General features: G+C 35.1%; 20 protein-coding genes and 1 tRNA gene. 13 read left to right on the forward strand and 8 right to left on the reverse strand.

Annotated elements, in window-relative coordinates:
* The first annotated feature begins 9 nt into the window (after positions 1 to 9).
* From dnaK to B096_RS0100930, 3 genes are all read left to right on the forward strand, one after another.
* A complete protein-coding gene (gene dnaK, locus B096_RS0100920) occupies positions 10 to 1,812 on the forward strand; it encodes a molecular chaperone DnaK (protein WP_018578903.1) in 1,803 nt (600 codons plus the stop codon).
* Positions 1,813 to 1,835: 23 nt separating this feature from the next.
* The gene (gene dnaJ / locus B096_RS0100925) at positions 1,836 to 2,948 is read left to right on the forward strand and encodes a molecular chaperone DnaJ (RefSeq protein WP_018578904.1); all 1,113 of its coding nucleotides are present in this window, start codon (positions 1,836 to 1,838) and stop codon (positions 2,946 to 2,948) included.
* A 71-nt stretch (positions 2,949 to 3,019) separates the two neighbouring features.
* The gene (locus B096_RS0100930) at positions 3,020 to 5,575 is read left to right on the forward strand and encodes an ATP-dependent Clp protease ATP-binding subunit (protein ID WP_018578905.1); all 2,556 of its coding nucleotides are present in this window, start codon (positions 3,020 to 3,022) and stop codon (positions 5,573 to 5,575) included.
* Between the two features lie 26 nt (positions 5,576 to 5,601).
* Here B096_RS0100930 and B096_RS0100935 read toward each other — a convergent pair whose 3' ends face one another.
* Entirely contained in the window at positions 5,602 to 6,252 is a 651-nt protein-coding gene (locus B096_RS0100935) for a YoaK family protein (protein ID WP_018578906.1), read from the reverse strand.
* A gap of 191 nt (positions 6,253 to 6,443) precedes the next feature.
* Here B096_RS0100935 and B096_RS0100940 point away from each other — a divergent pair, with 191 nt between their 5' ends.
* The 3 genes from B096_RS0100940 to B096_RS0100950 all read left to right on the forward strand — a co-directional run bounded on the left by B096_RS0100940 (position 6,444) and on the right by B096_RS0100950 (position 8,293).
* Positions 6,444 to 6,803, forward strand: coding sequence for a GNAT family N-acetyltransferase (locus tag B096_RS0100940; RefSeq protein WP_156813083.1), 360 nt, complete (start codon positions 6,444 to 6,446; stop codon positions 6,801 to 6,803).
* Between the two features lie 110 nt (positions 6,804 to 6,913).
* Positions 6,914 to 7,687: a CPBP family intramembrane glutamic endopeptidase gene (locus tag B096_RS0100945; RefSeq protein WP_018578908.1), complete on the forward strand. Its 774-nt coding sequence runs from the start codon at positions 6,914 to 6,916 to the stop codon at positions 7,685 to 7,687.
* Between the two features lie 36 nt (positions 7,688 to 7,723).
* Positions 7,724 to 8,293 (forward strand): hypothetical protein, encoded by a 570-nt coding sequence (locus tag B096_RS0100950; RefSeq protein WP_018578909.1) that lies wholly within the window; start codon positions 7,724 to 7,726, stop codon positions 8,291 to 8,293.
* On the opposite strand, the gene B096_RS0100955 is transcribed toward B096_RS0100950, so the two are convergent.
* The 3 genes from B096_RS0100955 to B096_RS09785 form a co-directional block, all read right to left on the reverse strand.
* Positions 8,286 to 9,014 carry a hypothetical protein gene (locus B096_RS0100955; RefSeq protein ID WP_018578910.1) on the reverse strand — a complete coding sequence of 243 codons (729 nt, stop codon included), beginning with the start codon at positions 9,012 to 9,014 and terminating at the stop codon, positions 8,286 to 8,288. The two genes, B096_RS0100950 and B096_RS0100955, sit on opposite strands and share 8 nt — an antisense overlap.
* Before the next feature lie 101 nt (positions 9,015 to 9,115).
* Positions 9,116 to 9,319, reverse strand: a complete 204-nt coding sequence (locus B096_RS0100960; RefSeq protein WP_018578911.1) for a hypothetical protein — start codon at positions 9,317 to 9,319, stop codon at positions 9,116 to 9,118.
* 256 nt (positions 9,320 to 9,575) lie between these two features.
* Positions 9,576 to 9,869, reverse strand: a complete 294-nt coding sequence (locus tag B096_RS09785) for a CsbD family protein (protein ID WP_018578912.1) — start codon at positions 9,867 to 9,869, stop codon at positions 9,576 to 9,578.
* A 206-nt stretch (positions 9,870 to 10,075) separates the two neighbouring features.
* Between B096_RS09785 and B096_RS0100970 the strand changes: the two genes are divergently transcribed.
* Positions 10,076 to 10,603, forward strand: a complete 528-nt coding sequence (locus B096_RS0100970) for a hypothetical protein (protein WP_018578913.1) — start codon at positions 10,076 to 10,078, stop codon at positions 10,601 to 10,603.
* Positions 10,604 to 10,723: 120 nt separating this feature from the next.
* Here B096_RS0100970 and B096_RS0100975 read toward each other — a convergent pair whose 3' ends face one another.
* The 3 genes from B096_RS0100975 to B096_RS0100985 all read right to left on the reverse strand — a co-directional run bounded on the left by B096_RS0100975 (position 10,724) and on the right by B096_RS0100985 (position 13,526).
* Complete coding sequence (locus B096_RS0100975; protein ID WP_018578914.1) at positions 10,724 to 11,425, reverse strand: hypothetical protein; 702 nt, start codon at positions 11,423 to 11,425, stop codon at positions 10,724 to 10,726.
* Positions 11,426 to 11,427: 2 nt separating this feature from the next.
* On the reverse strand, positions 11,428 to 11,676 hold the full coding sequence (locus B096_RS0100980; RefSeq protein WP_018578915.1) for a hypothetical protein: 249 nt from the start codon (positions 11,674 to 11,676) through the stop codon (positions 11,428 to 11,430).
* A 1,238-nt stretch (positions 11,677 to 12,914) separates the two neighbouring features.
* Positions 12,915 to 13,526, reverse strand: a complete 612-nt coding sequence (locus B096_RS0100985; protein ID WP_018578916.1) for a DUF6037 family protein — start codon at positions 13,524 to 13,526, stop codon at positions 12,915 to 12,917.
* A 1,356-nt stretch (positions 13,527 to 14,882) separates the two neighbouring features.
* Here B096_RS0100985 and B096_RS10235 point away from each other — a divergent pair.
* The 5 genes from B096_RS10235 (at position 14,883) to B096_RS10045 (ending at position 19,820) form a co-directional block, all read left to right on the forward strand.
* Positions 14,883 to 15,161: a RusA family crossover junction endodeoxyribonuclease gene (locus B096_RS10235; protein ID WP_414843262.1), complete on the forward strand. Its 279-nt coding sequence runs from the start codon at positions 14,883 to 14,885 to the stop codon at positions 15,159 to 15,161.
* Between the two features lie 1,623 nt (positions 15,162 to 16,784).
* The gene (locus B096_RS09720) at positions 16,785 to 17,666 is read left to right on the forward strand and encodes a hypothetical protein (protein WP_018578918.1); all 882 of its coding nucleotides are present in this window, start codon (positions 16,785 to 16,787) and stop codon (positions 17,664 to 17,666) included.
* 410 nt (positions 17,667 to 18,076) lie between these two features.
* Positions 18,077 to 18,391: a hypothetical protein gene (locus tag B096_RS09405; RefSeq protein WP_018578919.1), complete on the forward strand. Its 315-nt coding sequence runs from the start codon at positions 18,077 to 18,079 to the stop codon at positions 18,389 to 18,391.
* An 80-nt stretch (positions 18,392 to 18,471) separates the two neighbouring features.
* On the forward strand, positions 18,472 to 18,789 hold the full coding sequence (locus B096_RS0101005) for a hypothetical protein (protein ID WP_026254079.1): 318 nt from the start codon (positions 18,472 to 18,474) through the stop codon (positions 18,787 to 18,789).
* A gap of 713 nt (positions 18,790 to 19,502) precedes the next feature.
* Complete coding sequence (locus tag B096_RS10045; RefSeq protein ID WP_018578920.1) at positions 19,503 to 19,820, forward strand: PIN domain-containing protein; 318 nt, start codon at positions 19,503 to 19,505, stop codon at positions 19,818 to 19,820.
* Positions 19,821 to 20,133: 313 nt separating this feature from the next.
* Here the strand turns inward: B096_RS10045 and B096_RS0101015 are convergent.
* Positions 20,134 to 20,207 (reverse strand) — tRNA-Trp (locus B096_RS0101015).
* Positions 20,208 to 20,313: 106 nt separating this feature from the next.
* Here B096_RS0101015 and pyrR point away from each other — a divergent pair.
* Positions 20,314 to 20,820, forward strand: coding sequence for a bifunctional pyr operon transcriptional regulator/uracil phosphoribosyltransferase PyrR (pyrR, locus tag B096_RS0101020; RefSeq protein ID WP_003773247.1), 507 nt, complete (start codon positions 20,314 to 20,316; stop codon positions 20,818 to 20,820).

Here is a 20,820-nt window from a genome sequence, read left to right on the forward strand (position 1 = left end):
ATATATATTATGAGTAAAGTTATTGGTATCGACTTAGGAACAACAAACTCAGCTGTTTCTGTAATGGACGGTGGAGAAGCAAAAGTAATTACAAACCCAGAAGGAAATCGTACAACACCTTCTGTAGTAAGTTTTAAAAATGGTGAACGTATCGTGGGGGATGCGGCTAAACGTCAAGTTGTGACAAACCCTAACTCAGCAGTTTCTGTGAAACGTTTAATCGGTACAGGTGAAAAAGTAAATCTTGAAGGAAAAGATTACACACCAGAAGAAATTTCCGCAATGATTTTGGGTTATATGAAGAGTTATGCTGAAGACTACTTAGGTGAAAAAGTAACCAAAGCGGTTATTACGGTACCTGCATATTTCAATGATGCACAACGTCAAGCTACAAAAGACGCAGGTAAAATTGCAGGATTAGAAGTAGAACGTATTATTAACGAACCAACTGCAGCAGCACTTGCATTTGGAATTGACAAGACAGATAAAGAAGAAAAAGTCTTAGTATTTGACCTTGGTGGTGGTACCTTTGACGTTTCCATTCTTGAATTAGCAGATTGTACTTTCGAAGTATTATCAACAGCTGGGGATAATAAACTTGGTGGGGATGACTTTGACCACATCGTTGTAGATTATCTTGTAGATATCTTCAAGAAAGAAAACGGCATCGATTTATCATCAGACAAAATGGCAATGCAACGTTTGAAAGAAGCAGCAGAAAAAGCGAAGAAAGATTTATCTTCAACTGTTAACGCTTCAATTTCATTACCATTTATCTCAGCAGGTGCAAATGGACCATTACACTTGGAAACAACATTATCACGTGCTAAGTTTGAAGAAATGACAAAGAGTCTTGTTGAACGTACAATGATTCCTGTTCGTCAAGCACTTAAAGATGCTGGTCTTACCAAAAATGATATTCACCAAGTGTTACTTGTAGGTGGATCAACACGTATTCCTGCAGTTGTTGAAGCTGTTAAGAGCGAACTTGGTAAAGAACCAAATAAATCTGTAAACCCTGACGAAGTTGTTGCAATGGGTGCAGCAATTCAAGGTGGTGTTATTTCTGGAGATGTTAAAGACGTACTACTTCTAGACGTTACACCATTATCACTCGGTATTGAAACAATGGGTGGCGTGATGACGGTTCTTATCGAACGTAACACGACCATTCCTACTTCAAAATCACAAGTGTTCTCAACAGCAGCAGATAACCAACCCGCTGTAGATATTAATGTTTTACAAGGAGAACGTCCAATGGCTAAGGACAATAAATCATTAGGATTATTTAAACTTGATGGTATTGCACCTGCTAAACGAGGCATTCCTCAAATCGAAGTTACTTTCGACATTGACGTTAACGGTATTGTAAACGTATCTGCAATGGATAAAGGCACAAATAAAAAACAATCAATTACAATTTCAAATAGTTCAGGATTAAGTGATGATGAAATCGAACGTATGGTTCGTGAAGCAGAAGAAAATGCTTCAGAAGATTTACGTCTCAAAGAAGAAGCAGAACTTAAGAACCGTGCAGAACAATTTATTCATCAAATTGATGAGTCATTGGCAAGTGAAGATTCACCTGTGGATGATGCACAAAAAGAAGAAGTTACAAAATTGCGTGATGAATTACAAGCTGCAATGGATAACAACGACTTTGACACATTAAAAGAAAAACTTGATCAATTAGAACAAGCAGCTCAAGCAATGTCTCAAGCAATGTATGAACAACAAGCAGCTCAACCTGAAGCTGAAGCTTCATCAAATGATGAAACAGTAGTTGATGCTGAATTTGAAGAAAAAAACTAGTTTAATAACTTTCGGAGGTAGATATGGCAGATAAAAGAGATTTTTATGAAATACTTGGAGTAAGTAAATCTGCCACAGATGCAGAAATTAAGAAAGCCTATCGCCAACTAGCTAAAAAGTACCATCCTGATATTAATAAAGAGGATGGTGCTGAGGCTAAGTTTAAAGAAGTGCAAGAAGCCTATGAAGTCCTAAGTGATTCTCAAAAACGCGCGAACTATGATCAATTTGGCCATGCCGCATTTGATCAAGGCGCAGGCGGATTTGGAGGCGGCTTCAGCGGTGGATTTGATGATTTCGGAGATATCTTTAGTTCGTTCTTCGGCGGTGGAGGCGGCGGTCAACGTCGTAATCCAAATGGTCCGATGAAGGGTCAAGATCGCTTCATGAGTATGCGAATTGACTTTATGGAAGCTGTGTTCGGGGCAAATAAATCGGTGACATTGAATGTAGATGAAGAGTGTACATCGTGTCATGGATCTGGAGCACATAGTAAAGATGATATCAAGACATGTTCGCGTTGTGGTGGTACCGGTCAAACGGTGACACAACAACGCACACCTTTTGGTGTATTTCAATCACAAGCAGCATGTCCAGACTGTGGTGGTACCGGTAAGACGATTAAAAAACGCTGTGGGGAATGCCACGGTAAAGGTTACAACACTAAACGTGTTGAAGTTGATATTAAAATTCCAGCAGGAATTGTTACAGGTCAACAATTACGCGTATCTGGTAAGGGAGAACGTGGTGCAAATGGTGGTCCAAACGGAGATCTCTTTATTGAGATTGTTGTTGGCACACATAAACACTTTAGACGTGAAGGCAATGATATTCACATCAATATTCCATTATCAGTAATTGATGCTACATTAGGTACAGAAATTGAAGTTCCGACAGTTCATGGTGATGTAACGTTGACCATACCTGCAGGAACGCAACCAAATACCAAGTTTAGACTTCGTGACAAGGGTGTTAAAGACCTACGTTCAGGACGTATGGGTGACCAATATGTTGAAGTTAAACTGGAAGTTCCAACTAAATTATCACGTCAACAACGTGAACATTTAGAAGCATTAAAAGAAACAGAAGTAAAAGGTGATAGTGTCTTTGACCGCTTTAAAAAAGCGTTCAAGTGACACACGTCACTTTTCTTTAAACGATATATTAGCACTCTCGGTAGTCAATTGCTAAAACGGAGGTGAATTGCATGAACTACGAAAATTTAACTGAAAAAGCACAGGCAGCTTTAATGGAAGCTGTAAATTATGCAACCCAAATGCAAAACAATGCAGTATCTGCATCTCATTTAATGAAGGCAGTACTAAATTCGGGGGATTTAGATCTTATCTTGGATGAAACCGGTACAAACAAAGAAGCTCTTTTGTCCGCGGCGGACCAAGCGCTAAACAAACTTCCTAAGGTACAAGGTGCTCAATTAACCATGAGCCAAGATATTACCAATGTATTTGCAAAAGCACAAGCATGGTCTTCGAAACAAGGCGATACCTATATCTCATTGTTTGCGCTCTTTTTAGGAATTTTAGAAAGTGACGCGTCTTATAAAACGCTCGCAGATTTCAAGAAAATCGAAGCGTCAATTTTAAGTCATCGTTCGGGTCGAACGATGGATTCACCACAGGCAGAAAACCAAATTGATGCGTTGCTTAAATATGGTCGGGACCTTGTTAAAGATGTCCGTGATGGTAAAGTTGATCCCATTATCGGTCGTGATGAAGAAATCCGACGTGTTATTCAAATCTTATCGCGAAAGACGAAGAATAATCCAATTCTCATTGGTGAACCGGGCGTTGGGAAAACCGCAATTGCTGAAGGGCTAGCTTGGCGTATTATGCGCGGTGATGTACCTTTTAGTCTAAAAAACAAACAACTCATCGAATTAGATATGGGATCCTTAATTGCCGGTGCGAAATATCGCGGGGAATTCGAAGAACGACTCAAAGCTGTTTTAGAAGAAGTTGAACAAGCAGATGGCAATATCATTCTCTTTATTGACGAAATCCACAACCTCGTAGGTGCTGGTAAAACTGAGGGTTCGATGGATGCCGCAAACTTACTAAAACCGATGCTTGCTCGTGGGGAATTACATCTCATTGGTGCAACAACTTACAATGAGTATCGACAACACATCGAAAAGGATGCAGCCTTAGAACGTCGCTTCCAACGTGTTACAGTGAATGAGCCTACGGTCGAAGATACCATTTCTATTCTTCGTGGATTAAAGGATCGTTTTGAGTCCCATCACGGGGTTAAGATTCTTGATGAGTCCATTGTTGCTTCAGCAAAATTATCAGATCGTTATATTACAGATCGTTTCTTGCCTGATAAGGCCATTGACCTTATTGACGAAGCTTGTGCATCGATTCGGGTTGAAATGGAATCCATGCCGGAAGAATTGGATGAATTGACACGTAAAATCCGTCAACTTGAAATTGAAGAAGCAGCATTGAAAAAAGAAACGGATACGAAAACGCTTGAACGCCGTGATGAAATTGTTGAAGAACTCAGCAATCTCAAAGAAACTTATCAAGATCTCTATGCTCGATGGGAAAAAGAAAAAGCTCAAGTCGATGGTGTAAAGGGTGCTAAAGAAGCCCTAGAACGTGCACGATTAGACTTTGAAAAAGCACAAAATGAAGCACGTTATGAGGAAGCTGCGCGCCTTCAATATGAAACCATCCCAGCCCTTGAGCGTGAAATTCAAGAAGCAAATGAAACTGAAAAATCCGGTGGGATGATTCAGGAAGTGGTTGACGAAGAACTAATAGCTGAAATTGTATCGCGTTGGACCCAGATTGATGTCACCAAATTGGTGGCCTCTGAACGTGAAAAACTTCTAAACCTTAAACAAGAACTGGAAATTTATGTAAAGGGTCAAGATAAAGCCCTACAGACTGTAACTGATGCTATATTACGTTCAAAAGCACAAATTCAAGATGAGAACAGACCGCTGGGATCATTTATGTTCCTAGGGCCTACCGGTGTTGGTAAAACTGAAGTCGCTCGTGTTCTTGCTCAACAATTATTTGATGATAAGAATCGAATCATTCGTATCGATATGAGTGAATATATGGAAAAACACAGCGTATCGCGCCTCATTGGAGCGCCTCCAGGATATGTTGGATATGAACAAGGTGGACAACTAACAGAACAAGTGCGTCGTCATCCTTATTCAATTGTCCTTTTAGATGAGATTGAAAAAGCACACCCAGATGTATTTAATGTATTGCTCCAAATTCTTGATGATGGACGTATAACGGATAGCAAAGGTGTTACAGTCGATTTTAAAAATACAATTATTATTATGACATCCAATCTTGGTAGCCAATTTGCATTTGAACCGGATCAAACAACGCGTGATAATCACTATATGCAGGCAGTTCAAGCGCACTTTAAACCTGAGTTCATTAATCGTATTGATGAAATCATTGTATTCAACGCTCTTACCGACGCAGTACTTCATGATGTTGCGCGTAAGTTTATTGATGAACTGGCAGTCCGTATAGGGCGACGAAACCTTAAATTAAAAGTTACTGATGGTGCAATTGATCGAATTGTAGCTGAAGGTAGCGATGTAACGTATGGTGCTCGTCCAATGAAACGTTTTATTCAACGAGAAATTGAAACCCAAATTGCATATCTATTGATTGAAAAAGATGTTGTTGATGATAGTATCTTGGAAATAGATGCTACTGATCAAGGATTTGTAATACATGTTCTTGACCCGCACAAAGTATTAAACTAAAACAAAGAGCCTAATGGCTCTTTGTTTTAGTTAGTATGGTAAAATTTAAAACCAAAATAGATTATAAATAGGATGATGATTATGATCAATAGGGCAATGCTGGCATTGGTGACACACAAGATCATTGTAGAGACTACAGAACCTAAAAAGAACAGCAACCACGTCATAAGCAGTGCGGACACTTCGTGCCATGTTGTTTCGTTTCGAACCCGACGTGCCAATGCTTCACCGATACCATAAAGAACACCAGTCATAAAGCCTTTCCCGATTGTTGCATTGTTCACCTCAACTTGCGCTTTATTTTGAATGCCCATCGCAAAACTTAAGACAGGAAAACTCCATGGTTCAAGTGGCGTGTATTGCAAAATGAGAGCAAGAGATAAGCCTAAAATATCTAAAATTAAAATACGTTTGATGGTTTGTAGGTGAGAACCAACACAAACCATGTTGCCGATAAATGATCCTAAGACAAAGGTAGAGAGAACTAAAACGTATTTTAAGACTTCACCCCATTCGTGATAGACGATATGTATGCCCAGCCGTGTCGAGTTCCCGCTCATAAATGAGAGAAATACACCTCCAATGGCTAAAATTCCTAGCACATCAATATAGCCGGAAATAAAAGAAAAAAGAAAGGCAAGACGACTATTTTCTTGCTTAAGATTTAAAGAATTCATGATTATACCTCGTTTAACTGTTATAAGTATAGCATCCAGTCAATCAAAATGATTATTTTTTTAATAATATGGCTGAAATAATTGACATTATGAATGCTCCGCGTTATGGTGTTAACAGTCTTGAGCGCGTATGTACTGAACGCTCATAAAATTTTCATGACATGAGTCCATGAATGCGATAAGATAGATTTATGGAGGATGTCGTAATGATATGTCTTGGTACCCAAGAGCAGATTGAAGAACTGGTCTATTTAAGCATTATGTGCGAAACAGATTGTTCTTACGAGCATCGTCATGCAATCATCAAATCCCAGCTTAATTCAGAGCAGGATCTATTTGTTATCAAATACGATTGTGGATTTCCGGCGGGGTTTGCACATATTCAAAAAGATCCCTATAATGGTCACCACGGACGGCTTCAAACAATTTATGTTGAAGAGGCGTTTCGAGGGAATGGATATGCTACAGAAATGATTGCGACGTGTAAAACATTATTGGGAGATTTTGATGATGTTGAATTATCATCCGAATGTTCCTTTCAGGTATTTTAAATGCACCTAAGGTGCATTTTTTTAGATACTTCATGTATGATAATTTCATGAAGTATCAAATACAAGTTTAAAATTAATGTATAATTGAGAAAAGAATTCGAGGAGGAAGTATGACTGTAGATTATGAAAATTATGAAATGAAGTATGAGGATATACCGCGGGCGGAAGGAATTCGTGATGTTGAATCGCCGATGAAGGGGAAGCGACTCTTCTTTAGTTTGTTTGCACTCTTAATTATTGCTAACATTTCGGATGCTTTTGTGGGTGTTTATATGGAAATGCAAATGACGCAAGATTTTAATATGACAGCATTTACCCCTATTATGATCATGCTTATTACGACTGTGATTTTAATTTGGGCGAATTTACCGTTAATTAAAGAGGTGATGGTATTCCCTAAACGTTTCACGAAGTTGCAAACAGCGCGTAAGGTTGGTTTTTTGTTTTTAATAATGATTCTCGCAAACTTCATCGTGAGTCCTCTTGTGGCGATGCTGATTGAATCACTCGGCGGATCCAGTCAACCCATTAATCAAGAGTCATTGATTGCGATGAAGGGGATTGGTTTTCCCATGTATTTTGTCTTTGCCGTGATTGCGGGACCAATTAAAGAAGAACTGCTTTTTCGTGGCTTAATTTTTAGAAAACTGATTAATAAGAACCGTTTTGCCGCGTATGCAGTTAGTTCATTGCTTTTTGGTTTAATGCACTTAACAACTGAAATGGTAACGGGAGAGTGGATTATGATGCTTAATCTCATTATCTATGCAGGAATGGGTTTATTCTTCGCTTATATCTACGAAAAGACGAATAATATCAAAGCTGCTATGTATTTACACATGCTATGGAACACCATGGGAGTGCTTGCGATATTTGCAGGATAGAAACCGAAGGGTTTCTTTTCTTTTGAAAGGATGCATATGAAAGTAAAAATGCTCTTAACTAAAGATGTTGTACCCAATGATATTTTGAATCAAGAACGAGAACGATTTGAATGGGTCACGCACCTTCCAGATGATTCCATTACAGTATCTCCCGAAATGGTCTTATCACCATTAGCATCGTGGGATGTTGTTCGACGTGCCCGTACGCTTGATTTCATCGCAGCAGCACCATTAAATACTTGGGAAGAGGTTTACAATCTCTGGTATGCGGTAAAATTTTTGTGTCAGGAGATTCATGACCATCAAGCGCGGTCTTTAGGGCGACGCTTAGCGCAACAAGAGGACGATGATTTTGAAGTATTACGGGATGAGATGGTTAAAATTGTTTATCAGCCCTCAAGTCCTTCGCGTATTAAGGGGTGGTTTCTTAAGGCAATGGCACATGAACGAAAACAGCACCCTGATGTTTCAATTTTTCAAGATGTTATGGAAGATACAAGTGAAGCGGGTATCTATTTTGGAATTCAGCGAATGGAACAGTATACTGCAATACATAATTTATTTTTTCAACTTGAACCATATACAAAACAAAGAGAAGTTAAATAACTTCTCTTTGTTTTGATATAAGTGCTATACTGCGGTTTATTTCTAATAAAGTCGTTGGGTGCTTCACTTTTGAAGCATAAGTTTGTAGCAATTTTAATGCATTGTCTAGAGGGAAAGCGGAGAGGCATTGCATGCACTTCCAAATAATCAATTCATCACCATCATGTTCAGATAAGATGTATGAAATGATTTTTAAATGGGCCTCAGTGGCGAGATGCGGATGCTTTGATATCAAATATCCATAAGCATCTATCATTTCACTTAACTGTTGCCGATTTAAGGAATCCAAATGGTCAATCATCGTGTAGAGGATGGAAGCATTCATATTACCTAACGTGCGTGCGATGAGATCTCGAGGCAGGGGGTAAGACGTCTTGCGACTAATAGTTGCTGGGACACTTTGATGTTGATTACGTCCAATGGTTCCCAAGTAAGGAATCATGGCAGCAGCGACATCATTATTGCCATCTTCTAAAACACGACAAATTTCAAGTCGCGTATAGAGTGCCTCTTCGTGTACCAGTTGTTTTAAAAGCAAATCCACGAACCAAGGTTCATAATTCCAGCGTCGTGCACCTACATGGACTGCTGCGGTGCGATCATGCGCATTCTCAGCTTGAAGTTGTTCGAGCAAGGCATCATCACTTAAGTTGGCATAATATGTAACCGTTGTAAGATCCAAATAACCACGGCGTTGTAATGCTTGTCTTGTACTTTCCATAGTATCACCTAAAAGTATTATACCATTTTGAATTATTACTATATGAAAATCACGTAAGATAACATAATGCCTTCAGGCAATAAAAAAACGTGTATAACACGCTAATTTTTACTGCGATAGTCTTTCATGGCTTTATTAAAACGTATTGCGCTGTAAACCCAATAAATCCCATATAAGATTACTCCCCAAAAAAGCAGCGCATTAATAAAATTAAGTGAAGGTGGTAGCATGTTTAATAGCTTACCGATAATGAGCCCCAAAAGGAACAAACCCAATTTATGACGATTGAAAAATGATGAATTCATTGTGACATCCCCCTAATATGAATTTATATTATCATAGAAAAGCCCGATACACTAGTTTGTACCGGGCTAATTGTAAAGATCCAAAAACCATGAGTAAATAATGTTTGACATAGTATGGAGAAAGAGGCGTATCTTTACAGATATAACGATACCAAATGAAAGTTTATAATACGACAAACTTGAGAGATTCTTAATGTAATTTAAAACAATTTTAAGATAAAAAAACACCCATGCGGTTATGGGTGCTCTTTTAGACTTATTTCTTGAATTTTTCCTTAATGCTATCAACTACATTTTTGGATGTCTTTTTAACATCCTCTGCGATGTGTTCTGATTTTTCTTTAAGATCATCCAGCACATCTTCAGATTTTTCTTTCAGTTCTTCAGCGATATCTTCTGTTTTCTCTTTAGCATCTGAAGCAATTTCCTTTGATTTCCCAACTGCTTGATCTAATAATCCTTCAGCTTTAGTTTTATCATCACCGGTTACTTCACCAACTACTTCTTTTGCTTTCCCAACAATTTTATCGCCAGTTCCTTTATCAGTCATAATTATACCTCGCTTTCTAATTATATTGTAGCATAGATACAAATAATTAGGGTGGAAGATGATTTGTAATCACTTATAGAGGCATCAGTGTATATCAATTCAAGAAATGGTTCGCGTTTTTAACTCGAACTGGTATGTGTAAAATTGTATCTCCGGAATAGGTGTGGATTTTGTTATGATATAAATATAGAAAGAGGGTGTTGTAATTGTATGACCATGCTATTACCCATCTTGCAGACTGGTATTATGTTCAAGTTCTAGAATATAAAAAAATTAATCATAAAGAAATAAAAAAACACATTAGAAGAACGATTAGCTATTCTTGGAACATGTTGGGAGATTTGGATATTAATAAAAAACTGGTTTCGAAAGCCGCATACGATGAGTTTAAAAAACTTAAAACACTAGGAAAAGATATAAGAGATATGTCTTGGTCTGATCAAGTGAGAAGCATTGATAATGGAGGTTTGGGAGACGTAGGACGAAAAGTGTTTCACTGGGAGCATGCTTTTACACGAAATGATTTCGTCACACTACTATTAGATTCTGAATCAAACTTGACGAGAGAAGATATCGCTAATATTGTGAAGCAACATCAAATAATTTGGATACTTAAAAATGAAAATGAAATTTTAAATAAAATGAAGCGTTATGATGGCGTTCGTTACGATAGATCACGACCAGACGGGTGGAGAAAAGTTTATGAAGAAGCAGGGATAGAAATTTTGGATTGAACGGACACTCTATCGTTTAATAGTTATTTATATTTTTAACCAAATAAGAATTCGATATAGATTAAATAATTTAAAATAAAAATGGTATGTCCACTTAACTGTTGACATACCATTTTTATTTTAAGTTGATGCGCCACTAAATGTATAGATAGAAATAGTTGCTAGTGCATAAGGAATAATTCCTTTAAGATCATAGATGACCATTATAATAAGAATAATTAGGCTTCCGAGTAAAATAAATTTACTCAGCCAAAGTTTGTCTATTTTTCGATCTCTAACATCAGCATTATTCAAATTAATGATGAGATAGGCTTGTATGATAAAAAAAATGATTAAAATCAGATAATTGTAAGGGTAAATTTTTTTAGCATTACCGAAAATCACTATCATTAAGGGTACAATAACGAACGATATTTTTTTTGAGTTTTCTGATTCATCGACGCTAGGTTTTATTAAAACAGTTTTGTTATTTTTCACTAAATCTATGGTAGTTGCCATGATGATAATCGCAAGTATTGAATATAAAGCAACAACATAATATAAATTCAAAACTTTCGATATATAAGTGATTCCACCAAACATAAACAATGAAGATAATAGAATCAAAATTGAATTTGCATTCTTAATGACGGGAGTCATTCTTTCAATAACTCCCGACGTTAAAGGGAGTAATAAAGAAAATGCATAGGTGATATACACGATTGAAGCAAGAATAGCATACAGAGTCTTATTATTTTCAAAATAGACTTGCGTATTAAAAAGAAAAGCTGCTAGTGCAACAGACAAAATATTTAAATAAAAAGATAGGGTATATTTTTTCATGATTATTTAACCGTCCCCCTATAATTATAGTCATTCCAATTTTGCGCAATATTATTTCCGAAATGGTGTGCTATGGCGTCGTGACTTCTAAGGATTAATCCAGTTATCGATTTTATAACACCGGCAATAAAATCCGTAAATCCATCATAAACTTTAATTACTTTAGATCGTGTCATTAATTCGGCATCATCGATAAAAGGTATTTCACATGCATAGATAGTAAGGTGATGTAAAGATAGTAATAAATTCATTGTTTCCCCTCCTAGAATTTTGTATTACTTGAATCTCAAAATATGAGACTCAGGATATTGATTAATCATTTAAGTAGGTTTCATGATATTAATAATTTAGCTGTTAAAGATTAATAATATGACTTCCATCACAAACCCCCTCTGAGGGCAAATTAATTTATATCCCTATAGTTACCTCGCTTGATTCTAAAATCACTATATTTCTTATGATTCCCAAGGTAAACATACGGTCATAATCTTTATTAGTATCCATATTATTTGATACATTCAAAAGTTATAAATTTAGAAACTCTAAGTGAAACTTGCTAAACTGCACAATAACTCTAATGATGACTTGTTCGTATACCTATATGAAGCATTCTAGAATCAAAACTGATTCTTATTTATATAATATCTTAAGTTGTAGCTGAATTCTAGATGAAAGTCGTATCTTCACCTCAATGTTTTTAATGTTTGAAAATTACATCACATAGAGTAAATATGATTATCACTTTATCGACTATTGTATTGCTACAATATAATAGAATAATCAGTTTGTATAAGATTACAGAAAGAGTATGTTTGTATTAAAAGTAATCGAGAAGAAAATATATTCATGGAATCAAAACGAAGAGCGTCAAATTATATCTAGGAAGAAAGCTATGTAGTGCACTTGTGCGTGATTATTGTCACAGTTTGTAACTTTTAAGGGGGAGAGCAATAACATTGATTGGAGTCTTAAAAACTGTCGATAATCTCCAAAATTTGAAGCTTTACCCATACCAGAATTTGCCCTCTAGCTAGAAAGAAGTCCATCTACGATATCGAGAGAAGTTAATCGTTATTAAGGTAAGAAGGGTATTTATTATCCCGTAAACGCTCAGAGACTCTATTTTGAACGTAAAGATTATTGTGGTAGAAAGATAGCTATTACATCTGTTGTGCGAGAATATATTAATGCCGAGATTGACGACAGTTGGTCACCAGAGCAGATTTATTTCAGATCAAAGATAGAGAATCCTGAATTAGATATCCTACCCTTCTCACAATATATATATGGATTTCTCTGTGGCTAATCGTCAAAGTAGATATGAAAAAACTCCACCGTAAAGTGGAAATCAAAAGAGGGTATGAAACTAGAGGTAGTTTTAATAATGGTAAAATATAGGCTTTAATTTGACAATTTATTTTATAAAAAAAGAACCCACCTATGTCTGTATTTGATACAGGTGGGTTATAATTGTTTATTAATCATAAAATCATTGATTATTCTCGTGGTATTCTCTAAAAAGTAATGCGATTTCATCAGTCCGTACTGATTTATCAGTAGGTGTAACCGACCAAACCGTACTTATACCCGCTAATTGTAAGACTTTTGAAAAAGCATTTCCAAAAGCGAATGCAGTTTTCTGTATATTTAGTTGTGAAGGTTTATTTGGAAGAGAATTACGATAGAATGTTTTAAAATAAATCTTATCAGACTCTTCTATGGAAGTTACTTTTGAAATCAATGAAAGATCTTCTGCGGCAGTAGTTTTAATTATTTCAACATCCTTTAGTTGATCATTGAATTCAGAAAAAAAAGCACTTGGAATAAATCGTTCTTCTGTATAAGTAGGAGAAATATAAGACGCAAGTTGTTTGTATACTTCATTTTCGATTGATGCTGAAATGGTGAAGTCATCTCCAACATCTCTTTCTAATACAAAAGCGTCTGAGCCCAAAGATGTAAAGAAAAGTCTTTTAGGTTCAAAGTCCCTTAAGTAAATACACTTAAATTTTTTACCCTTAACAAAGGAGCTAAAGGTAACTCTATTTATATCTTCTTGCGTCATTTTTTGCTCTAGAGTTTTCAAATTATTTAGTATCATAAATCCTCCTTTCTAAGAACAGCACTATTATGAAATCACATATTAAATTACTTTTAACATTTGAAAGAATGTTCTTTAGTAAATCTAAAACTTGGGTTTAATATAAAATTACTTCTTGGAGTCAAATAAAGTTATATCCTTCAATTGTTATGATTATCACACAAGTAACCGCTTTCTAACGAAACAATACCATTAAAATAGTTTTACATCAACTGATAGTGGAATTACAAGCGAAAACTGAATCATTTGACACCAAAACTTAATCTGAAATTTGTATTAGCCTCAGTTTATAAATGAATTTGAAATTTAAGGCTAACAAGTCAAACCTTAAGTGAAACGAAAAGAAGATAAAAATAAATACTTACGCACTATTATATTTGTAATGTTTGGAAATATTCCAAAGAAAAAAGGATACAGTGCAATAAATCAGGAACATGATGTCCCAGGTTTATCAAAAGAATAATTGTTCAGAATAAAGTAAGGAATCTAATATAAAAAAATAAGCATCTTAGAATTAATAAAAAATGCAGTTTCATCAAAGTTTTATTACGTCAGTTGATTAAATGTAAGTAGTGCATTGCATAACTAAGGCTACCCTGCATAAAATTCGGATGAATGGAGATTGAGCAGAAGTGGATTATTTTATTATGATTATGTCAACAAATGGAGAATTTTTATCAAAGAACAATTGAAAACAACATCATGTTAGATGCATGCAATTTACCTCGAATTATTGTTGCTACTGAATTTTGATTCATGACGATGACAATGTATCAAACTATGACGTATATCTTGAAGGAAAGGGGTGGATAGATCTAGGAGAGCGTTTAGCTTGAGATTTGTGATTATAGATAATTAGACGAACTACTTTAGAGCATCAAAGTAGGATATCAAAAGATATCGTGCCTTTTATGAGTGTTTTTCAAATGCATATGGACAAGTCTAATGAACTGATTGAATTTAAAAACTAAAAAAACTTACAATATCTTTCGAGTGTTCGAGGTGTAAGTTCAAGCTTAGATTAAATTATCACTAACGTCAGATTGTAGTTTTTTATAGAAACTTTGTTTATGAATTATTCGATTTGATTAGATGTGTGGTAGAGGAAGTGATGTTGTGTTTACGGTCGTTTATATCTACGATTATTAAATTTGTGAATGGTGAAGTCAGTGATTGAGTTCTTCGTACCGATGATTACCCTATGACGACTCATCAACAAAAGAAGGTTCGTGTGGTAAGTGGCAAACCAGTGTTCTTTGAACCTGACAAATTGAAAGCAGCTTGCGCTGATCTAATAGGATATCTTTACAAATTTGTTCTAAGACTTCAATAAATCTGCCAATTTGTTTGAAAGTTGTGTGGTTTTACAAAGAACGTCTCGAGCATAAAAGAGGCTCTTGTAAACCTGTAAAGTCTAACTTTGATAATATCCAAAAATTGCTTCTAGATTGCATGACTTATTTAGGGTTGTGGAATAATGATGAACAGATACATCGATGCTTTTCGAGAAATTGTACGATAAAGTTCCAGGAATCTATATCAAAATCGACGAGTTGGAGGTGGAGATATGATAGACAACTTGTGGTTGTTTTTGAAGGTATCACTTCTCATGCTGGGAATTGCAATTGTTTGTGAGGTTATATTTTCTGTAATAAGAGAAATGATAATTCAAAATCATGATGATCCTAATAGCAGGTAACGAAAGTAAGACCTTAAAAGGAGTTGATAGATAATGCGACAAAATAATAACTATCTGCGTGATTGCCAAGCAAGATAAAGGTGCCAAGATAAATCACGCTTAGTCTGAACTTCGAAACTACATGTATCTTCTGAACGTGTGTCATAAATACGAGAGTAAAATTATTAAGCTAGAAGCTCAATTAGAATCCGAAAAATTTATTGTATGCTCCTTTGGTACTCGGAAACAGCGGTTTAACCCCTGAAGAGCGTAAAAATGAGCTTAGGGATAAACTTCAGATTTATTAAAAGAAGTTAGCGCTTGTACGTTATCGAACTGATGAAATAAAGAGCTTTTTAGATAGTCTTGAATATTCTGATCGCTTGATTGTGACTAATATCTACTTCAAAAACATTAACATTGATAAAGTTGCTACACGGTTTTATTGTTCAGAGAAAACTGTGAACAGACATATTGATAAAATCATGTTAAAATATTAACCCTACTCAAATTTAGTAGGGTTTGTTATGAAGATTATAACAGTATGTTAAAAATAGGGTGCCAAATGGATCAAATTCATGAGGAAATGAGATTATATTAGCGAGGAAAAATGAAGTGAATATTGATATATTAGCAACTATATTATCTTGCACAGCAAATTTACAAAAAAAATCAACACAATATTTTCCAGAAAGTGATTATCAAAAATTTATTATAAAGATGTTAGAAAGTAAGTTTTATAGTATATTTAGGAGCAGTGGCAGTTAATAATCCAACACTCTTACAAAATGCAGGGACAGCTATATCTATGTTCAAGACTTTTCTTGATATCAAACAACATCTCTCGGGAAGCAAACCGAAAGAAATTATTGAAAATCAAATCAACTACAATAACTGGTGATAGTAACACAGTTATTGTAGTTGATTAATTAGCTTTTGATGCATACACAGATAATCAAGATATAGATGATAAGATAACTAGGATGATGAGAATACTCTCGAAGAATTAGTCTGTCTCAGGTTTTGAAATGGAGATCGTGATTGAAGGAGAAAAAAGAAAAGAAATATATTATCTGAACCTATGTCTAAATCTATTGATGTACCAGAGTTGACTGACAAGTAGTAAGGCGAAATATAAAAGTATCTAAAATTGATTTTTATGGTGAGTCAAAATGGTTAGTCCATGTAGGTAGCGAACTAGTTCATGTTAAAATAAATGATGAAGAATTTAGAAAAAATATATATAGTTTTTCTTTCGCCAAAGGAACTGTATTAGATGTTGATCTCGAAATAGGGTGCCATGTGGATAGAACTGGTATACCTATTAGTGGTAAATGATCAGAGTATATTGTTCAATATGTTAAGATGTTATGAATAATTCCGTTGAACAATTACAAACAGATATTTAATTTGACCCTCGGTCCCATGTTTTCGGTGTTATTATGGTAGTGTGTCAGTTGTGACTAACACACTTATTCATTCATTGACTTTTCCATTCTGAGCCAACCCCTTATAAACCCTACTAGAATATCTGGTGGGGTTTTGTTATGATTAGGATATTAAAAATGGGGGGGTAGAAGATGCCAAATAAAACAGAAAAGAATAAAACAGAAAAAAAGTGTTTTATCATTACACCAATAGGTGGAAAAGGGACAGAGGTTCAACGAGAAGCTCTTGGAATTGTAGATGTTGTAATTAAACCAGTTGCAGAAAATTGCGGATTCGAACAGGTCAAGAGCGCGGTAGATTTTCATGTAGGTCAAATTACACCTAATATTATTAAAGCCATTTATGAAGCAGACTTGGTAATTGCTAATATCACTGGTCAAAATCCAAATGTAATGTATGAGTTGGCGTTATCGCATGCATTTAAAAAGCCAACAATTCACATACTAAAAGAAAATTCAAGTGTTCCATTTGATATTAAAGACTATCAATATATAGATTTCATAAATGATATTTCTGGAACCGAAGCACTTAAGGAAGAACTTCATAAAAAGATAGAACATGTAATGTTTTTAGATGAAGGTAATATCAGTAATCCTGTAATTGATGCATTAAAGACTTTTACTGTAATTGAGAATGAGAATACAAATATTAAATCAGACGAAATGATTACTGAGCTATATCGTTCTGTACTAGATATGCGCGCTGAAATCAACGCTTTGGGATCGTACTTTAATCGCAAATCACGAAATATGTCAAGTAAGTCAATGGAACTTAGAGGTATGAATGGTAAGGAAACGTTCCTATACGATAATTTTGTTAGAGCTACAAATAATAAAAAGTACAAGGATTTTAGAAATATTAAGGATAAAGATTTATATATGTTTTTTAATCATGCTCTAGATAGTGGTATGATGGTGTCGTCGCAATCTATCGAAAAATTTTCTAATGTTATAATGATGGATAAAGATTTAACCATCGAATTAGTGCAGGAATTAGGTATAGCAGTTTATTAAACACAATTAAATAGAGTTCAAAATCATATTATGAATGGTGTCGCAAAGAATTTTGATTATTAGAAAGGTGAAAATCATTTATTAACCATGGATTTTTTATGTAAGAAAAAACACCCTAAGGTGTTTTTTACTTTGCAAGTTCTATACATAATTTGTGATAGAAATTACTAATCTCAATTGTTAATTCTTCCGATGTTTCTTTTTCGGAAAACAATCAATTTTCAACAGCTAGTTTAGTAATCTCTAAAGCATGTTGTATTGCATATTCTTCTTTTAAATATAATCTTTCCATTTTCCTGCCCCTCTCTGATCGACCAATAAGATGTGATATATGTATTATAATCAAAAAAGATGATATTTATGTCAAATAAAGAGATAAATACGCAATATGGCTTGCGCGCAAAATTCTATTGCTTCTTGAAAGATGGGCTCGTAAGATTTCAAACGAACAAATTGAAGCGAACATAGGTATCGCTCTGAAAACGTTATATGCCTGGATGAACAAGTATCCTGAGATACGAGAAGCAGTTGAACGTGGCAAGGAAGTCTTGGTATCTGAAATCGAGAATGCATTTGTTAAACGAGCACTTGGGTTTACTGAAGAAGTGAATCGAGCTAAGTTAACTAAAGATTGTGATGTGGTTCGATATACGGAAGAGATATATTATCCGCCAGATTCAACGTCACTCATTTTTGGGTTCAAGAATTTTGATCCAGAGCATTGACGTGATAAACACTCATATGAGCATAGTGGAGAGATTAACAATCCCTTTGCGCGAATTTAACGACTGAGGAGTGAGAAAGATTGCAAACAAAGATTGCTGATGGCGAAAGACAAGAACTTGCAATAAGACACTTTGCAGATTATGTATCATACACGAATCGAGGGAATTATCGGCATGCTAAGCGTACACGACTAATCTGTGAGGGGTTAGAAAAACTTATTTATCAAATGAATCAGAGAATTGTCATTGAGATGGCACCACGGCACAGTAAATCCATTGCAATTACCGAAGCGTTTCCAAGTTGCTACTTATGTAAGCATCCAGAAAATGTGTCATATTGGTTGCATAAGCTTCGAGTATTACAGATGGTATTACTAGACAAAGCAGAAAAAATTTAAGAGTTCGGAAGGGTTCTTTTTAATTTGGGATTAAGTATTGAAAAAGCGACTTCAAATGAATGGGAATTGGACATTAAAATATAGTCATGGGATTTAGCATTTGAAGACACGAAAACGTCAAACTAAGTTGTCGCTTAAGTTTAGGGTGAGTAAGGTGTTTGTGCCTCCTTGGAATACCAATGGTGCGATGAACATCTTTTACTGAAACTGTTAAAGTAATCCGTACGGTTACGAATAATTTTCCTAAAGCGAAGACGAAACTAGTAGAGAAGAAACCAAATGGTGCTGCTGTCATCGGCTCATTGAAGCGCGATTAGAAAAGATTGAGAGCATCAAGTTTTTTAGTTTATTAATTCAAAAAAGAACTAGAGAAATATCTTATATTATTAATTTTTTAATCTTTTGTTTTGAGAAGTGATATATTTGATGTATAACAGTCATATTCACTTGACAAATAATTATGTTATTTATAAAAGGTTATTGATTATGTGAAAAAAATGATAAAATATCAATATCAAAGCCATTGGAAGTAGGTTCCCATCGATAAGGGATTGTCCGAACCGATGGTTTTATTTATTTTCTGCGGGGAGGAATATGGCTCGTAAAAAAATGTAAAAATAGAAGACCAGTCATTCAAGACAATTGTATAACTGCTATTTTAGTAGATGGTGGTTTTTTTTAGAAAAAGATTAAATTCTGTTTCTAAAGATATAATGCCTGAAGATGCTGCAGATGAGTTAGAGGCGTATTGTAAAAGACATTTTAATGAAAGAATAATGGGTGAGATTTATAACCACTCACTTTATCGAATTTTTTATTATGATTGTCCACCAGTAAGGAAAAGTGTTTATAATCCTATCACTAAATCAAATGATGATTTAGGAAAGTCGGAGACTTATTCATGGATAACTGAATTCTTTGAATGTCTGAAGAGAAGAAGAAAATTCTCGCTGAGAATGGGCGAATTTTCAAGCGTGTCAATGGGATATCATTTGAAAAGTGAACCACTGAAGAAACTCTTCAGGTTATAAATTGCATACGTTGTTTTTGTGAAAAGTATGTAATAAAAAATCCCTTATGGTATATGAGGTTTTTTTTGTAAGGGGTCGATATAAGTATGTGGATTAAGTAGCTATAAATAGAAAAGAAGATCCAATCTATTTAATTATGATATCAATTTAGGACCTATTATTATTTGACTTAAACACATAATCCTATATATATTTTATATTCGAAACCATTAGATTTTAAGGGCACAAAAAATGCTATTTATGGTAGATGTATGGCAGGAGAATTTGTATAAAAATAAAAAAAACCACTTAAAAGTGGTTGTAATTATATAATTGGCAGGGGTAGCAGGACTCGAACCCACATTGACGGTTTTGGAGACCGTAGCTCTACCATTGAACTATACCCCTAAAAGGCTTTGGAAGTCGTTATTTAACTGACTGCCAACAAATAATAACACAGTCGTATATCAATATCAATAGGTATTTGCTATAATATTTCAAGAGGTGTTAAATTATGAAAACTATAATGGATGAAAGTGCAATTAACCGTTCGTTGATTCGGATGACGCACGAAATTATTGAGAAAAATAAAGGGCTCGATAAAGTTGTACTTTTAGGTATTGAGACCCGAGGTGCAACACTCGCATTTCGTATGGCAAAACTCATGTATCAATTCGAAAATATTAAGGTTCCGGTAGCTTCACTCGACATTAGTTATTGGCGCGATGATGTTAAGGCGTCCGATCAAGCGTTTCGATTGCCGATCAGTGTCCAAGATCGTGTTGTGGTGATCGTTGATGATGTACTCTTTAAAGGTCGTACTGTTCGTGCGGCATTGGATGGTATCATTTACAATGGCCGTCCCGAACGGGTGCAACTTGCTGTATTAGTAGACCGTGGCCATCGTGAACTTCCTATTCGTGCAGATATTGTTGGAAAGAACATTCCAACCTCACTCAATGAAACAGTAAAAGTAAAACTTCGCGAAGATGATTCAGAAGAATGTGTGGTACTTTATTAA

Source organism: Erysipelothrix tonsillarum DSM 14972, assembly GCF_000373785.1.
Lineage (GTDB): Bacteria > Bacillota_I > Bacilli_A > Erysipelotrichales > Erysipelotrichaceae > Erysipelothrix > Erysipelothrix tonsillarum.

Excerpts from the sequence above, each read along its gene's own strand:
- B096_RS10045 (WP_018578920.1), top strand. The coding sequence starts at position 19,503 with ATGCCTGAAGATGCTGCAGATGAGTTAGAGGCGTATTGTAAAAGACAT.
- B096_RS0100935 (WP_018578906.1), bottom strand. The coding sequence starts at position 6,252 with ATGAATTCTTTAAATCTTAAGCAAGAAAATAGTCGTCTTGCCTTTCTT.
- B096_RS0100980 (WP_018578915.1), bottom strand. The coding sequence starts at position 11,676 with ATGAATTTATTACTATCTTTACATCACCTTACTATCTATGCATGTGAA.
- B096_RS0100960 (WP_018578911.1), bottom strand. The coding sequence starts at position 9,319 with ATGAATTCATCATTTTTCAATCGTCATAAATTGGGTTTGTTCCTTTTG.
- pyrR (WP_003773247.1), top strand. The coding sequence starts at position 20,314 with ATGAAAACTATAATGGATGAAAGTGCAATTAACCGTTCGTTGATTCGG.
- B096_RS09720 (WP_018578918.1), top strand. The coding sequence starts at position 16,785 with ATGCCAAATAAAACAGAAAAGAATAAAACAGAAAAAAAGTGTTTTATC.
- dnaK (WP_018578903.1), top strand. The coding sequence starts at position 10 with ATGAGTAAAGTTATTGGTATCGACTTAGGAACAACAAACTCAGCTGTT.
- dnaJ (WP_018578904.1), top strand. The coding sequence starts at position 1,836 with ATGGCAGATAAAAGAGATTTTTATGAAATACTTGGAGTAAGTAAATCT.
- B096_RS0100985 (WP_018578916.1), bottom strand. The coding sequence starts at position 13,526 with ATGATACTAAATAATTTGAAAACTCTAGAGCAAAAAATGACGCAAGAA.
- B096_RS0100945 (WP_018578908.1), top strand. The coding sequence starts at position 6,914 with ATGACTGTAGATTATGAAAATTATGAAATGAAGTATGAGGATATACCG.
- B096_RS0100955 (WP_018578910.1), bottom strand. The coding sequence starts at position 9,014 with ATGGAAAGTACAAGACAAGCATTACAACGCCGTGGTTATTTGGATCTT.
- B096_RS09785 (WP_018578912.1), bottom strand. The coding sequence starts at position 9,869 with ATGACTGATAAAGGAACTGGCGATAAAATTGTTGGGAAAGCAAAAGAA.
- B096_RS0100975 (WP_018578914.1), bottom strand. The coding sequence starts at position 11,425 with ATGAAAAAATATACCCTATCTTTTTATTTAAATATTTTGTCTGTTGCA.
- B096_RS0100930 (WP_018578905.1), top strand. The coding sequence starts at position 3,020 with ATGAACTACGAAAATTTAACTGAAAAAGCACAGGCAGCTTTAATGGAA.
- B096_RS0100940 (WP_156813083.1), top strand. The coding sequence starts at position 6,444 with ATGGAGGATGTCGTAATGATATGTCTTGGTACCCAAGAGCAGATTGAA.
- B096_RS0100950 (WP_018578909.1), top strand. The coding sequence starts at position 7,724 with ATGAAAGTAAAAATGCTCTTAACTAAAGATGTTGTACCCAATGATATT.